General features: G+C 39.4%; 13 protein-coding genes. All 13 read right to left on the bottom strand.

All coding sequences use genetic code 11. The annotated features are described in order from the left end of the window. Window positions 1–25: 25 nt before the first annotated feature. Window positions 26–2,122 carry an LTA synthase family protein gene (locus C3K47_RS16950; protein ID WP_103790355.1) on the bottom strand — a complete coding sequence of 699 codons (2,097 nt, stop codon included), beginning with the start codon at window positions 2,120–2,122 and terminating at the stop codon, window positions 26–28. A gap of 215 nt (window positions 2,123–2,337) precedes the next feature. Next, window positions 2,338–5,118: a phosphoenolpyruvate carboxylase gene (locus tag C3K47_RS16945; protein WP_207765319.1), complete on the bottom strand. Its 2,781-nt coding sequence runs from the start codon at window positions 5,116–5,118 to the stop codon at window positions 2,338–2,340. A gap of 208 nt (window positions 5,119–5,326) precedes the next feature. Beyond that, on the bottom strand, window positions 5,327–6,691 hold the full coding sequence (locus C3K47_RS16940; protein ID WP_103790354.1) for an aldehyde dehydrogenase family protein: 1,365 nt from the start codon (window positions 6,689–6,691) through the stop codon (window positions 5,327–5,329). A 24-nt stretch (window positions 6,692–6,715) separates the two neighbouring features. Next, window positions 6,716–7,414, bottom strand: coding sequence for a gamma-glutamyl-gamma-aminobutyrate hydrolase family protein (locus C3K47_RS16935; RefSeq protein ID WP_103790353.1), 699 nt, complete (start codon window positions 7,412–7,414; stop codon window positions 6,716–6,718). A 16-nt stretch (window positions 7,415–7,430) separates the two neighbouring features. Beyond that, window positions 7,431–8,579, bottom strand: a complete 1,149-nt coding sequence (locus C3K47_RS16930; protein ID WP_103790352.1) for an iron-containing alcohol dehydrogenase — start codon at window positions 8,577–8,579, stop codon at window positions 7,431–7,433. 12 nt (window positions 8,580–8,591) lie between these two features. After that, complete coding sequence (locus tag C3K47_RS16925; protein ID WP_103790351.1) at window positions 8,592–9,950, bottom strand: glutamine synthetase family protein; 1,359 nt, start codon at window positions 9,948–9,950, stop codon at window positions 8,592–8,594. Beyond that, window positions 9,928–11,253, bottom strand: a complete 1,326-nt coding sequence (eat, locus tag C3K47_RS16920; protein ID WP_243392572.1) for an ethanolamine permease — start codon at window positions 11,251–11,253, stop codon at window positions 9,928–9,930. Before eat ends, C3K47_RS16925 begins: the two co-directional genes overlap by 23 nt. Before the next feature lie 177 nt (window positions 11,254–11,430). Then, the gene (gene atpG / locus C3K47_RS16915; protein ID WP_103790349.1) at window positions 11,431–12,309 is read right to left on the bottom strand and encodes an ATP synthase F1 subunit gamma; all 879 of its coding nucleotides are present in this window, start codon (window positions 12,307–12,309) and stop codon (window positions 11,431–11,433) included. An 84-nt stretch (window positions 12,310–12,393) separates the two neighbouring features. Continuing rightward, on the bottom strand, window positions 12,394–13,968 hold the full coding sequence (gene atpA / locus C3K47_RS16910; protein WP_103790348.1) for a F0F1 ATP synthase subunit alpha: 1,575 nt from the start codon (window positions 13,966–13,968) through the stop codon (window positions 12,394–12,396). A 35-nt stretch (window positions 13,969–14,003) separates the two neighbouring features. Then, window positions 14,004–14,561: an ATP synthase F1 subunit delta gene (atpH, locus tag C3K47_RS16905; RefSeq protein WP_103790347.1), complete on the bottom strand. Its 558-nt coding sequence runs from the start codon at window positions 14,559–14,561 to the stop codon at window positions 14,004–14,006. An 87-nt stretch (window positions 14,562–14,648) separates the two neighbouring features. Next, entirely contained in the window at window positions 14,649–15,143 is a 495-nt protein-coding gene (locus C3K47_RS16900) for a F0F1 ATP synthase subunit B (protein ID WP_103790346.1), read from the bottom strand. 106 nt (window positions 15,144–15,249) lie between these two features. Continuing rightward, window positions 15,250–15,459 (bottom strand): ATP synthase F0 subunit C, encoded by a 210-nt coding sequence (gene atpE, locus C3K47_RS16895; protein WP_103790345.1) that lies wholly within the window; start codon window positions 15,457–15,459, stop codon window positions 15,250–15,252. An 87-nt stretch (window positions 15,460–15,546) separates the two neighbouring features. Further along, a complete protein-coding gene (gene atpB / locus C3K47_RS16890; protein ID WP_103790344.1) occupies window positions 15,547–16,707 on the bottom strand; it encodes a F0F1 ATP synthase subunit A in 1,161 nt (386 codons plus the stop codon).

The raw sequence follows: 16,707 nt of genomic DNA, 5'->3' as shown, positions 1-16,707 counted from the left end.
CCGACTGTCGATTGCCGATTGCTAACTAGTACAAGGCATTGTATTTCTTATTTGCTAATAGCCATGAAGCACATTGATAAAAGGCTACCGTTTCCTTTAAATGTTCGTCACTGGTTACTTTTTTCTGTTTACTTCCATCTTTGAAATTTGGAATATATTGTTCTGAACGTCTAACCGGTGTAAGAACCGAAAGTGTATCATTTTCTATCAAGCCTAAACTTTGATAAGTACTGATAAAAGCATGCTCTTGCCCAATAGGGGTTTGATATAAGTCTTTACCAAAAAACTTACTGCGATAATTTAAGTTAAGCAAACCCAGCAAAGTTGGAGCAATATCTATTTGCGCCATCAAGCGGTTTTCAACCTTAGGCTCAATATATCCGGGAGCGTAAATTAAACAAGGAATATGATACTTGTTTACCGGCAAATCTGTTTTTCCGGCGCTTGATGCACAATGATCTGCAACAATTACAAAGACTGTATTATTGAACCAAGGCTTTTGAGAGGCTTCACGAATAAATTTACCAATTGCATAATCGGTATATTTTACACCACCATCTCTTGTTTGTTTGCTGGAAGGAATGTCAATACGTCCATCAGGATAAGTATACGGACGATGGTTGCTGACAGTCATTACCTGGGTAAAGAAAGGCTTTCCTTCTTTACTGTTCTTATCCAGAACATCCAAGGCAAGTGTAAACAGATCTTCGTCGGCAACACCCCAAATGTTCTCATAATGAACTTTATCAGCAGGAATAGCACTGCGGTCGATCACCTCATATCCATTACCACTAAAAAACTCTTTCATATTATCGAAGTAGCTATATCCTCCGTAAACATATTGAGTTTTATAACCCTTACTACGCAAAACTGAACCAATGGTAAACATATTATGATTATCCGGACGCTTAACCATACTTTGGCCAGGAGTTGGCGCAATTCCCATCGATAAAGCTTCAAGCCCGCGAACAGTACGTGTACCGCTGGCATATAAATTACCGAACAATAAACTGTGCTTAGCTAACGAATCGAGATTTGGTGTAATGTTTTGAGTATTACCGAAAGTCCCTAAAAAATCGGCGCTTAAACTTTCAACGCTTATTAAAACGATGTTTTTCTTTTGCTCTGGCTTATCATGAGTGATTTCACGTTCAATATTAAACACATCATCACTTACAAATTTGGCATTTGGAGCACTTAACTCTTTACGCAAAATGGTAAAGGCTTCTTTATCTGATAGTCGCTTATAAAACTTGTTATAATCGAGTTGGTTATTTTGAAAAGCCTCGCCAAACTGGTAAACACCGTTGCCAGCAAGCTCATTTGCAAAGGTATTGGAACTGAAAACTCTCCAGCTGCTTTTTACCACAAAATGTGTAACTAATGGAGTAATAAGCAATGCAATGGCCACCATGCTTCTTTTCAAAATAGGAGAAGGCGTCTCAACACTTTGGATTAATGGCTTGCGAATTATCCAAAATACTCCCCCTGTTACAAGAGTTATTAAAGTGACTAGCAAAGGTAAGGGATAAGATTGTTGTATATTTCCAACTACCTCGTTTGTGTAGATCAAATAATCAACAGCAATAAAGTTGTATCGAGTACCGAATTCGTTCCAAAAAAACCATTCGCTTACTCCATTGAAAACCAATAACCAGCAAACAACAAAGAAATCGATCATCAAAACCGCTTTTCGCCATTTTACTCTGAAAGCTTCTTCTTTTTTCCAAAGAAATATATATACAGCTAAGCGAAATATAACATACCCAACAAAGCCTTTGAACAGTGGCTTACTGAAATCGGAAGGAATAATATTGGTAAATAATAAAACACTAATAAGAGCGATAAATCCACCTGTTAAAATATAGATATAAGGTTTTTTGTAAACCGAATCATTATAAAACCATAAATAGAGCACAAAAGGAATAGCAGCAAACGATGCCATACACAGGTCGTACAATAAACCCAGTCCATAAACACCTAAAAGTGAGCCATATGAACCATGAAGATCAGTAGTAGGGTGAAAAATCAATACCGTCCGCGTAATCATCGAAACAATCACGATCAACGATACCAAAATTAAAATAGGGGTAAATCTTTTTGGTTGAAAGTTGGTTAACATTATGTTAATTTTTTAAGGCGCAATGTTAAGTAAAATAATTCACACTCAGCTTGACTTTAATACAAGTAATTAATTATCAATCATTTAATTAGCGGTAAAATGATCTTAAAATGACAAAGGTTGCGAGATAGTGGCTTTTGACATGCCTTTTTAAAAATAAAAAAGCACCTTCGAAATAATCAAAGGCGCTCATGTATATAATTGAACTTGATTTATTATCCGGTTGTTCCAAGTGCACTTGCAATGGCATTTATGGAAGTAAGAAGCGTTATCAGAATTTCTTCAGTATCCTCTCCGGTCTTCTTCATTTCTCTCCATTGTTTTAACAACCTTATTTGACTTTGATGAAGTGGTTTTAGCGCCACCGCTCTCAGTTGGGTTGAATGATAACGATTTTCACGACGCTCTTCAAAACTACTGTCCTGAAGTTTAGCAAACATAGCCCGGGTTCTGTTCAGCTCTTCAAGCAACAATTCCAGAATTTCATCTTTCGCTTCCAAATTGGTCATCAAATCGGCATAAGCCTTGATAATTTCTTCGTCAGTTGAATCAAGCGATGATTCCACATTCGTGAATACATACCTTACCAAAGGATCGGTATTTAAGGCTTCTTTTAAGCGGCTAAAATTCTCAGGCTGTTCGCTGAATAAACGCTCAAGGGTATATCCAACGCCGTACCAACTGGTCATATTGCAGCGGGTTTGATTCCAGCTGAATACCCAAGGAATTGCTCTCAGATCGGCCAAGGTGCGTTCTCCGGTTCTACGTGCCGGACGCGAACCAATTTTACTTGATTCGATTGCATCAATTGGCGTAGCCTGACTAAAGAAGTGAATGAAATTAGGGTTATGAATCAATTTGCCATAAAACTCACAGCTTTCTGTTGCCATCCATTCAAAAATAGCACCTAATGAATGAGGTGTTCTAGGTTTATGCTGTTGTAATAATGTAGAAGAAGCAGTTCCGGCCAATAACAATTCCAGGTTATAACTGGCGTTCATTTTATTGGCATATTTCTGCTCGATGGTTTCACCTTGTTCCGTCTCTCTTAAGTCTCCTTGTAACGAAGAATGCGGCAATGCCTGAATAAACCAATTTGCAGGTCCTGCCCCACGGCTTACTGAACCTCCGCGGCCATGGAAGAAACGAATACGAACGCCGTGTTTCTTGCCAATTTCGGCCAGAGCATACTGAGCTTTATACAATGACCACTGAGAAGCCAGGATACCACCATCCTTATTACTATCACTATATCCCACCATTACCATTTGTACCAGGTCGGCACCGTTTGATTGCTTACGTTGGTAAGCCAAACTGCGTTGCGTAACCGGATGCGACAGGAAGGTTTCCATGATATCTATACTGTTTTCCAAATCACCGATGGTTTCAAACAAAGGAACCACAGGCAAATAGCAAACTAAACCGTCTTCGGTAAACTCCGAAAGCCCTGCTTCGCGCTGCAATAAATAAACCGCTAACAAATCGGAAACGCTGCGAGTCATGCTCACTATTAATGAACCAATTGCCGCATTTCCATATTTCTCAACATGCTTTGCCAACTCGTCGTACGTTTTTAAAACGGCACTGGCATTTTCTTGCAACTTAATTGAAGGATGAACAAATGGCCTGTTGTATTGAAGCTCGCAGTTCAAAAACATTTGCTTACGCTCTTCCGTCCAGTTTGCATAGGTGTCGCCATTTAATGCACTGGCATGAAGCAACTGGTCAATGGCTTTATCGTGGAAAGCAGAGTTTTGGCGAACATCCAGTTTAGCTAAATGAAAACCAAATGTATCTACCACTCGAATTGCATTATTCAAATAACTTAAAGCGGCGCGCTTCGCTCCGTATTTGATCATTGATTCTCTTAAAAGAACCAGATCATTTAAAAGTTCCGTTGCATAAGTATAACCAACATTCTCCTCCTTAAGTTCAACAAGGTGGTTACGCTTAACTTTTACAGGAAGCATAGCCAGGCAGAGGTTCACAAACTGACGAAAACATTCACCATTGTTCCTAAAAAACGCTTCGTCACCTTCCTTCCCCAGAACCGCCCGCATTTCGAGCATACGCAGTTGCAATGCCGGATCAGCTTCATCCAAAGAATGTGTAAAGCTTAGTTTTTTCACTAGGTCCAGCAACGAACGGCGAATTACCACAAATGCATTCAGACGTAGTGTTTTTAATGTTTCGGCCGTTACAACATCTGTTACCAACGGGTGCCCATCTCTGTCCCCCCCAACCCAGTTTCCAAAAGAAATCTTTGGACGGTTACGAATGTCCTCGATCATTTCCGGATCAAAGCCTGCATCTACCCAAGCTTGCTCTAAGCGGCGGTCGAGAATAGGAAGAACATCCGGAAAAACATTAGTTAAATAGTGGAGTACATTGCGCAGCTCCGATTCAACATTAGGTTTTTCCAGGTAAATCTCACCGGTACGCCATAATGTATCCAAAAGTAATTTGATCTCATCCGTGATCTGAGCTTGTTCCTGCTCAGAAAACATTGAATTTTGACGTTGTACTAACAACAAATAAAGCTGACGGTGATGCTCAAGAACTGTGATACGTTTTGCCTCGGTAGGGTGAGCCGTTAAAACAGGCTCAACCTTAACGGTATTTAATTTACCGGCGATTTCAGCGGCCGATAAACCCTCTTTCTTTAAATTATGAAGCTTTTGGGCCCAAAGTCCATTGGCACTAGACAAGCAGTCGCTTTCTTTTTTCCGACGATGTTGAACAGCGCCATTCACCTCAATTAAATTCAATACATGAAACACCATTGAATATAACTGAATATGCTTAATTCCAAGTTCCACACCCTTGGGTGTTTCTTCATTTATCCATGGAATAAAACGGGCCAAATCGCTTTCTCCGCTCTCTTCCAAAACTTCTTTTAAACAAGTTAGAATAAATTCCAGATCATGGAATGAATTTCCCATACGTTCTTTAACCAAATGCAGGTCATTCAGTAGTGCATCACTCAGGTGTTCCATTTTGTACAAATTGAATTGAAACGCAAATTAAGAAATATTATCATTTTGTCAATGCAATATTTAATTTATTGTCATTTTGTTATTTAAATTAACGAATATCTAAAATCAATAAAATATTAAGAAAGAAATGCTAAGTGTATAATAAACAATAAGCCATGATTCTTTTGTAACCATGGCTTGTGTCATAAAATTATTGGCGATTAGGCAATTACTCCCTCATATGCCAGGCTTTCGGTTTTGTAAATGCCCGAAAACCTTGATGGGAAAGTGTGGCGCCAAAGCCCGAATGTTTCCGTCCGCTCCAGGGCAGGGCTGCACTCACCCGGTCGCAGCAGTTCCAGTAACCCGTTCCGGTATTAATTTGGTTCAGTATTCGCTCGGCCCGCTCTTTTTCATTAGCATACACAGCCGCCGTTAATCCATACTGGGTATCCTGCATCAGCTTTAACGCTTCCATATCATCTTTCACTTTCATTATTCCGATAATAGGACCGAAACTTTCTTCTTGCATAACCCTCATCTCATTTGTCACATCTGTTAAAACCGTAGGTTCAAAATAATACCCTTTACCATCTGATCGTTTACCTCCAGTTTGAAGAATCGCACCCTTTTCAATAGCTTCATTCACTTGTTGATCAAGAATAGCTATTTGGTTCTTTCGAGTTAACGGACCTAAATACACACCATCTTCTGTTGGCAACCCTACTTTCCATGATCTAACCTCTTTCAAAAACGCATTAACATATTCATCATAAATCCGCTCATGCACATAAATACGCTCTACGGCACAGCAGCTTTGTCCATTATTGTAAAATGCACCATCGGCGGTTGAAGCGGCTACCGCTTCAATATCGTTCACATCATCAGCCACATAAAGTGGGTCTTTACCACCTAGCTCCAACTGACAAGGAACCATTTTAGTAGCAACTCGTTCATAAATATATTTTCCCGTTTGGTAAGAACCTGTGAAGAAATAACCCTCAAAATCCATATCCAGCAAAGCTTCTCCAGTTGTTTTTGCTCCCAGAGCTGTTTGAAACACCTGGTCAGGAAGTCCCGCTTGTTTTAATAATTTACCTATTTGTATACCCGTTAGCGTTGAGAACTCTGAAGGCTTATACATCACCGCATTGCCAGCTAACAATGCCGGAATAAATACATTTACACCCACCAAATAAGGATAGTTCCAGGCGGAGATATTGCAAATAACCCCTAACGGCTCATAGGTAATTTTCTCTTTTAGACCTTCACCAATTGTCATCCATTCGTCGCTTAAGTATTTTTCAGCATTATTGAGCATCCAAGTAATACGATTTCTTGCTCCATTTATCTCATTACGACTTTGATTTAATGGCTTTCCTACTTCCGAGGTGAGTACTCCAGCTAAATATTCTATTTCATCTTCCAGCAAATGATAAAAACTGAGAATAATCTTTATCCGTTCCGCTAATGGTTGCCGAGCCCAAGCGATCTGTCCAGTTTGAAGAATTTCAAACTTTCGATGGAGTGTTTCCTGGGTATCTTCATCTATTGTTGCAATTATTTCTTCTGTAGCCGGATTAATAATATTCATAGCAGTAGGTTTAAAGAACATGAACTAAACTGATTTTTCCTTTGAAGCAGTTAGAAATGTATTTTTTATATTCCTCACAAAGGGGCTTTCCTGATCATTCATACGTTCAGGATGCCATTGAACCATGCAGAGGAAAGACTTTTTATCAGGTTCTTTCCACTCAATAGCTTCAACAACCCCGTCCGGAGAGCAGGCGCTGATCTTTAATAACTCTCCAACCTTATCAACACTCTGGTGATGATTACTATTGATCAGTCCTTGTTTTTGGGTCAAAACTTTTGATAACCATGAAGAATCATCGACTTGTACCTGATGATATTGATCATTTCCATCCAGAAGTTTTGAATGAGAAGGTTTATCCCATGAAGGAATATCGGGAATGAGTGTTCCTCCGAAAAAAACATTAGCGATCTGCATCCCTCGGCAAATACCTAAAATTGGCAGATTATCCATTATCGCTAGTTCCAATAATTGTAACTCAAACTCATCACGAGTTTCGTTCACATCATCGGCATAACAATATTTCAGGTATTCAGGCTTATTATAAAACTGAGGATTTACATCTTCGCCACCGGTAAGCAACAAACCATGACACTTTTTGAGATCTTCAACATTTGCCTTTGCAGGGCTCAGCTTGATGATCTCAATATCATCACTGCCCGAAATTATCCAGTTGCTATAATTACTGTACTTACTGCAATCCGTTACACCTATAGTTAACATTTATAAAACCTTTAGCTTATAGTGCTTTTAGATACAATGATTTAAAGTCATCACGTGTTACAGGTTTGGGATTATTTGGATGGGCAAAATCGGCTATTGCCATATCCGCTAATGTTTCAATATGCTCTTCCCGAACGCCTATGTCACTTAATTTATGAGGGATGTTGATCTTCGAATTCAATTCAAACAAATAATTAACCACCGCCACGCCTGTTTCCTCTTTTAAATCCAAGGCTCTGGAAATTCGCCTGAACTTATATTCAAACCCTTCAATATTAAACGCTATACCGTATGGGATGTTTACTGCATTTGCCAAACCGTGGTGCGTATCTAATAATGAAGAAAGCGGATGAGCCAAAGAATGAACCACTCCTAATCCTTTTTGAAAAGCAATAGCACCCATCATAGAAGCGATCATCATTTTACTTCTAGACTCCAAATCAGGATTATTGGTCGCTTTTTCCAATGAATCTTTAATCAACGAAATACCTTCCAGGGCAATCCCATCACAAATCGGGTGTGGATTTTTTGCCAAAAAAGCCTCCATATTATGCGTAAGCGCATCCATTCCGGTAGCAGCTGTAACAAATGGCGGTAAATCCATGGTAAGCAAAGGATCGGCAAATACAATTTTGGCCATCAGTTTAGGCGAAAAAAGAATCCTTTTCTGATGGGTTTCATCATCAGCAATGATAGCACTACGCCCTACTTCACTTCCTGTACCGGAGGTTGTTGGAATGGTAATGAAATGAGGGACCTCATTCGTTACAAAAATATCTCCTCCAATTAAATCGTCGTATTTAAATAGATCTTCACGATGATTAACACGTAAAGCTATTGCCCTGGCAATATCTAAGGCAGCCCCGCCCCCAATGCCAATAATTGAATCTCTGTTTGTGTTATCCCATACATCAACTCCTTTATAAACATCTGATTTCACAGGGTTTTTATGGGTATCACAAAATACTTCTACTGAAATATTATGTTTTTGCAGATCATCCACTATTTCTTTAAAAAATGGAAGCTGCACAATTAAGCTATCTGTAACTATTAAGGGCTTATGCAAATCATTATTTTTTAAATAATTCGAAAGCTCCTTTACCGAACCCGCTCCAAATCGAATAGTAGTTGGAAAATTATACTGATATACTTTGTCAAAAGTCATAGTTCACTGTTTTTAAATGATCTCCATATAACGCTTCAATTCCCAATCAGTCACCGTCTTTGAAAACTGGCGCCATTCCCAATCTCTTGTTGCGGTAAAATGATTCACGAAGTCTTCACCAAACAGCTCTTTTGCAACTACTGAGTTTTTCATCTGTAGCGTAGCTTCATAAAGGTTGTTAGGCAGTGTTCCATTTGAGTAGTCGCGATATCCGTTTCCAACTGTAGCCGGTTGTTTTAATTTAAGTTGATTCTTTATCCCGTATAAACCCGTCGCCAGACAAGCGGCAATAGCTAAGTAAGGATTGACATCCGAACCAACTACTCTTGTTTCTAAACGTGTCGACTTCTTATTAAAGGGTAATGCTCTTAGAGCTACCGTTCGGTTATCAACAGACCAGGTTAGGGTAGTTGGAGCCCAGGCTCCTTCAACCAAACGTTTATAGCTATTAATGGTTGGTGCCAGCATCGGTAAAATATGTGGCAGGCAATAAAGCTGTCCGGCGATATAGCTTCGCATAATAGCGCTCATCTGCTGCTCATCTTTCTCTTCGTAAAACAGATTCTTGCTTGACTCTAAATCCCACAAACTTTGATGAACATGCCCACTGCAACCGGGTAAATTTTCGGTTATTTTAGCCATGAAGGTGGCAATAATGCCATGTTTGTAGCCAATTTCTTTTACAGCAGTTTTAAATAGCGTTGCCCTATCAGCAGCTTCAAGCGCATCAGCATAAGTGATGGCCGCTTCATAAACTCCAGGCCCCGTTTCGGTATGTAACCCTTCTATTGGAACTTCGAAACGCTTAAGTAATTCAAAAAGATCTGTCATGAATTCATTTTTCAATGAACTACGAAGAATAGAATACCCGAACATTCCAGGACTGAGCGTTTTAAGATTTTGAAACCCTTTTTCATTTAGACTGGAAGGGGTTTCTTCAAAATTGAACCATTCGAACTCTTGTGAAAAGTAAGGCTTAAAGCCTGTTTGTTCACATTCATATACAACCTTTTTCAACAACTGACGAGGGCAAACCACAGCAGGTACATTATCAGCATTAATAAAATCACCCAGAAAGAAAGGAATATCATTTTCCCAGGGAATTTTTCTGAATGTATTCATATCGAGCTGAACCAATGCGTCTGGATAACCGGTATGCCAACCTGTAAATTGAACATTATCATAGGCAGCGTCATTCATATCCCAACCAAAAGTTACATCGCAAAATCCGAGACGGCCTTCAACAATAGATAAAAACTTATCCGTAGAAACATATTTTCCTCTTAAAACTCCATCAATGTCAGCAACGGCCAATTTCACTTTGCCAGAAGGATGCTGATTAACGTAATCAAGAATTTCCTGTGCTATCATAAACAAGAGTTTTGTGGGTATTAAATACTTTAAACAAGAAAAAACTTACAACTAGTAATCCAAAATAGATCAGCCCTAGTTTTAGGTTATAAATAAACATGGCTATTAGCGAGATAGACGCGATTGCTAAGGCTAGAATGGGAAACCACGGATAAAAGGGAACCTTGAACGGACGATTTAGTTGAGGATGCTTACGTCGCAATACAATTAATGAAATCATGGAAATGATATAGAGGGTAAGTGCCCCAAAAACCGACAGGATAATTAACTCCCCTGTTCTTCCGGATAATAATGCAATAATGCCGATGACCATATTGCCCAGCAATGCATTTGCGGGTGTTTGAAATCGACCCGAAATCACCCCTAAAAAAGTGGGCATATTTCTAACCCTTCCCATTTCATAGGTAGAACGACCGGCAGCCAGAATTAATCCGTGAAAAGAGGCAATGAGACCAAACATACCTATAGTAATTAAGAGGTGATACATTACATGATTATCCCCTGTAATTTTTGCTAAAGCAAGAGGAAGCGGAGAGTCTGAGGTTGCTCCGGAAATGCCATTTTTAAATACTATTGTTTCCCAGCCCCCAACACCTATAGAATAAACAAAGACTAAAACACACAAGATCACCAAAGTAAAAATGGCCCAGCCAAAACCCTTAATAATGTCTTTCTGCGGATTTTTTGTTTCTTCTGTGACATTTGCTACTCCCTCTATTCCCAAAAAAAACCATATGGCAAATGGAATTGCAGCAAATGCACCGGACCAACCATTAGGGAAAGCATTCCTGACTAAATTTTCAGTTTTAAAACTTGGAGCACTTAAACCAGCAAATAATAACAACTCACCTACAGCCAGAACAGTTATTATTGCTTCAAAAGAGGCAGCCGCTTTAATGCCGTAAATATTCAAAGCTGTAAATAGGCAATAAACTACCAGTGCGCTGGCTAGGATTGGAATCTGAGGAAAAAAAGCATTAAAATAAGCGCCAATGGCAAAAGCAATGGCTGGAGGGGCAAAAATAAATTCAACTGTTTGAGCTATACCTGCAACAAAACCTACATTCTTTCCCAGTGCCTTACCTGCATAATCAAACACACCGCCGGCCTTGGGTATTGCACATGCTAATTCTGTATAGCTAAAAGTAAATGTAACATACATCAGCATAATCACCAGGGTGGCAATTGCCATTCCGAGTGTCCCCCCTTTTTCCAAACCCAGGTTCCACCCGAAATACATTCCTGATATTACATAACCCACCCCCAGCCCCCACAGCATAAAAGGACTTAACGTTTTTTGCAAGCCATTCTTTGTATCCATAGGTTATCCTATTTTACTTTAAAATAAGATTTTAAAGCTGAAATTCAACAGGATAGCTTTAGATAATCTATAATTTTGAAAAGCGCTTGCTAAGAGCTAACAACAATAAGCCCCGATTCTTTTGGAACCGGGGCTTATCGAAATAAATTATATTGATTCTTATGCTTCTGCTAATGCATTGGCACCAGAAACGATCTCTAGGATCTCGTTGGTAATAGCAGCCTGACGAGCCTGGTTGTATTGAAGTGTTAAGCTTCTTAACAATTCACCAGCATTATCAGTTGCTTTATCCATTGCAGTCATACGCGCACCGTGCTCGGCAGCATGTGAATCTAACAATGCTTTGTAGAATTGTAAACGAATTGATTTAGGGATCAACTCTTCCACAATTTCCTCTTTTGAAGGCTCAAACAAATAATCAACTTTACTTGCTTTAGCATCCTGAACAGCTTTTGGCAAAGGCAACAATTGTTCCTGAGTTAAGATCTGAACAGCCGCATTTTTAAATTGGTTGTAGATCATCTCAACATGGTCGAACTTACCAGCGGCGAAACCATCCATGATGGCCTCAACAATGGCAGAAGCGTTGGTAAAGTTTAACTTATTGAAAACCTCGTTATTGTTACCAATTACCTGAAACTTATTGCGGGTATAAAAGTCTTGCGATTTTTTACCTACAGCAACAATATGCAATTTACCTTGCTTTTGGTGCTCAGCATATTTTTCAGCAATCAGGGCGTTAGTGGCTTTAATTACGTTATTGTTAAAAGCACCAGCCAAGCCACGATTAGATGTGATAACCACCAATAACACGTTGTTTAATTCGCGCTCTTGAGTGAAAACATTATCCATATCAGCAACTGATTCACTCAAATTAGCAAGCATATCTTTCAACTTGTTAGCATACGGACGCATTTGAACAATAGCATCTGTGGCTCTGCGAAATTTTGCTGCCGAAACCATTTTCATGGCTTTGGTAATCTGTTGCGTTGACTTAACAGACGCGATTCTAAGACGTACTTCTTTTAAGTTGGCCATTTTATATTTATTTCGGGTTTCGTGTTACGAGTTACGAAATCTGATTTTCGTAACCCGCAACCCTTAACTCGGAATTAATTTGAATTAGTATTTTGATGAAAGCTCTTTAGCTACAGTTTCCAAAACGTTGGTTACTTCGTCAGTTAATTGACCTTTTTTCAATAAGTCAAGAACGTTTTTATGACGAGCATCTAATGCCTGAAGGAACTCAGCTTCAAACTCTCTTACTTTATTTACAGGCACTGCACGTAATAAACCTTTAGTACCTAAATAAATAATTGCAGTTTGTTTCTCAACCGTAAGTGGAGAGAACTGTCCTTGTTTAAGGATTTCCACGTTACGAGAACCTTTATCTAACACCGCTTTAGTTGAAGCGTCTAAGTCAGAACCGAATTTAGAGAAGGCCTCTAACTCGCGGAACTGAGCCTGGTCAAGCTTTAAGGTACCTGATACTTTCTTCATTGATTTGATCTGCGCGTTACCACCCACACGTGATACCGAGATACCTACGTTGATAGCTGGACGGATACCTGCGTTGAACAAGTTCGACTCAAGGAAGATCTGACCATCAGTAATTGAAATTACGTTGGTAGGGATATATGCAGAAACGTCACCAGCCTGAGTTTCGATAATTGGAAGAGCCGTTAATGAACCACCTCCTTTTACTTTACCTCTTAATGAATCAGGTAAATCGTTCATTTGCTGAGCAATTTCGTCAGTTGCGTTGATCTTAGCAGCACGCTCTAACAAACGTGAGTGTAAGTAGAATACGTCACCTGGATAAGCCTCACGACCTGGTGGACGACGTAATAACAACGATACTTCACGGTAAGCTACTGCTTGTTTAGAAAGATCATCATAAACGATTAATGCAGGACGACCTGTATCACGGAAGAACTCACCAATTGCAGCACCTGCAAATGGAGCGTAGAACTGCATTGGAGCAGGATCAGCAGCAGATGCAGCAACAATTACAGTATATGGCATTGCACCGTTCTCTGTTAATGTTTTAACGATGTTGGCAACAGTAGAGTTTTTCTGACCGCAAGCAACATAGATACAATAAACAGGGTTACCGGCATCGTAAAATTCTTTTTGGTTGATGATAGTATCAATAGCTACAGCTGTTTTACCAGTCTGACGATCACCGATAATCAACTCACGCTGACCACGACCGATAGGAATCATCGCATCGATAGCTTTAATACCAGTTTGTAAAGGCTCGTTTACCGGCTGACGATAAATTACACCTGGAGCTTTACGCTCTAATGGCATTTCAAAAGTTTCACCGGCGATAGGACCTTTACCATCAATAGGCTGGCCAAGGGTATTAACAACACGGCCCAACATACCTTCACCAACATTGATAGAAGCAATACGGGTGGTACGTTTTAAAGTGTCTCCTTCTTTGATACCTTCTGAAGCACCCAACAATACAACCCCTACGTTATCCTCTTCAAGGTTCATTACAACACCTTGTAAACCATTACTAAACTCAACAAGCTCACCAGATTTAACTTTGGTTAAGCCGTATACACGAGCGATACCGTCGCCCACTTGCAACACCGTTCCTATCTCTTCTAACTCAGCTTCTGACTTGAAGCCCGCCAATTGCTGACGTAGAATTGCCGAAACTTCGTCGGGTCTTACTTCTGCCATGATATTTTAGTTATAATTTTTACTTTTTTTCTTGATTAAATTTGAGCTGCAAAGCCCTTGCTTACCAATTGATTTTTCAGCGTTCTTAACTGTTTGGCAATACTTGTATCAAACTGTTTATCACCTACTGTTAAAACGAAGCCCCCAACTAAATCAGGATCAACTTTGGTTTTTAAGATCACTTGTTTACCTAATTCTTTTTCAAGATTGGCAATAAGTTCAATTTTATTTCCTTCGGTAAGTGCCGATGCCGAAACAATCTCTGCCTTTACAATTCCTTTTAGCAAATTGTAAAGTTCAGCAAATTGCTTTGCGGTAGTATATAAATACTCCTCACGACCCTTAGCAACCATCAGATTAAAGAAAGTGATGGTCACATTGTCTACTTTATCAGTAAACAAGCTATTCAATATCTTCTTTTTGCTAGCAGGAGCAACGATGGGATTAGCCAGCACTGCACGGAGCTCTGAATTAGCTTTAACGGTTTGATGAAACAACTTCATATCATTGTTGATCGCTTCTACCTTGTTTTGTTCAATGGCAAGATCAAGCAATGCTTTAGCGTACCGTAAAGCAACTTTAATTTCTGACATATTTCTCTTTTAATTACGGGTTTCGGGTTTCGTATTACGGGAATAGATTCTAGAATCTTCAACTCGCAATCAGCAACTCGTAACTTCTTAATTTAGTTTTACGTCTTTTAACAACTCAGCGACAAGAGTTTGCTGTTCACCAGCATTCTCAAATTTCTTGCGAAGAATTTTCTCTGCGATATCAATAGAAAGAGAGGCAACTTGATTTTTAACTTCTGCTAAAGCCGCATTTTTCTGAGCATTGATCTCATCATGTGCTTTTGCAATCATTTTAGCGCCTTCAGTTTGTGCGTTATGCTTAGCTTCCGCAATAAGATTATCTCCTAAGGTTTTAGCTTCCTTCAGGATCTTATCACGCTCTAAACGCGCATCTTTTAATAATTTATCGCTTTCCTGATTTAAACGGGTTAACTCTTCTTTCGCTTTATCGGCTGCATTTAAAGCATCTTCAATTGAACGTTCACGCTCATTCAACGCCGAAACAATCGGTTTCCAAGCGAATACGCGCAAAAGAATAAAAAGAAAGAAAAACGTAACAGTGGTCCAAAAAACCAATCCGATGCTAGGGGTTACTAAATCCATTATATAAGATGGTTATAAAAAGTTCTTTTAATAAATCTGGTCAAATGTCTTTTTTTAAAACTAAGCCTGTTGCCAATCGCCGCAGGCTTAATTTTAATTGCAATAATTAACGAGTACCTAATAAAGCTACTACCACACCGAATAAAGCAACACCTTCTACAAGGGCTGCAGCGATGATCATTGCAGTTTGAATTTTTGAGGCAGCTTCTGGTTGGCGAGCGATACCTTCCATTGCAGAACCACCAATACGTCCGATACCTAAACCAGCACCAATTACAGCTAAACCAGCACCAATTGCAGCAATACTTCCGATCATTTTGTTATAGATTTATTTAGTTAAAAAATAATTACTTGTTATTCGGTCCACAGACCATGGTCCATGAACTATAGTCTATTGACTATCTTAATGATGATGCTCCTCAACAGCAGTACCGATAAATAAAGCGGTAAGCATAGTGAAGATGAATGCTTGCAGGAACGCTACCAACAATTCCAATACATCCATAAATAATACGAATGCTACTGAAACCGGAGCGATGTACAAGGTTTTGAAGATGAAGATCAAAGAGATCAAACTCAAAACAATGATGTGACCTGCAGTAATGTTTGCGAACAAACGAATGATCAATGCAAAAGGTTTAGATAATAAACCAATTACCTCTACCACCAACATAATTGGATATAACCACCATGGGACATCCGGAGCTAATACGTGTTTCCAGTAATACTTATTACCGCTGAAGTTGGTAACCAGGAATGTGATAGTACCTAAAACGAAGGTTACAGCGATGTTACCCGTTAAGTTAGCTCCTCCTGGGAAAATCGGAATTAAGCCGATTAGGTTATTGATCAGGATAAAGAAAAACACCGTTAATAAGAACGGCATGTAGCGAACATATTTGTGTCCAATGTTAGGACGGGCAACTTCGTCACGAACAAATACAATGATTGGCTCGATAAAGCTTTGCAAACCTCTAGGGGCTTTTCCTTCACGTTTTTTATAAGCAGCAGCAACACTGAAGAATACCAGGCAAAGGATAATTGCCGATAAAAACATTGAAGCAACATTTTTGGTGATTGAAAAGTCCAGTGGTTTTGCATTGGTAGGATGCTCATCTGCTAAAGTCAGGTATTGACCTTTTTCATTTGCAGTTTCAGCAGCGTAATAGATCTTGTTTTCAAAACGTACAAATTTCTGTCCGTCTTTTTCTACTACATGCGTGCCTTCCTGATCGTGGTGAAATTCTGAAGAATTGAAAGTCACAAGACCCGCTTCCGTATATAAAATAACAGGTAAGCCAATTGAAGTGTGACCCCACAAATGCCAATCATGTGAATCGGAAATGTGTTCCATAATTACTTTGGTAGGCTCAAAAGGCTCTTCACCATGGCCGGCAGCATGACCCTCACCCTCAGCATGCGCTTCAGTTACATGAGCACTGTCTTTTAATACGGTTTCATTATGCTCTGAGTTAGCAAACGCCGAAGCATTAACTCCTGCGATAAATGCAAAAATCAGCGATAAAACGAAAAGTTTTTTAAGAAAAAGTGTGTTTAAGCGCAT

Origin of the sequence: Solitalea longa (assembly GCF_002920915.1) — a bacterium.
Lineage (GTDB): Bacteria > Bacteroidota > Bacteroidia > Sphingobacteriales > Sphingobacteriaceae > Solitalea > Solitalea longa.
The sequence above is the reverse complement of the archived record's forward strand: the minus strand, read 5'-3'. Positions and strand labels throughout refer to the sequence as shown.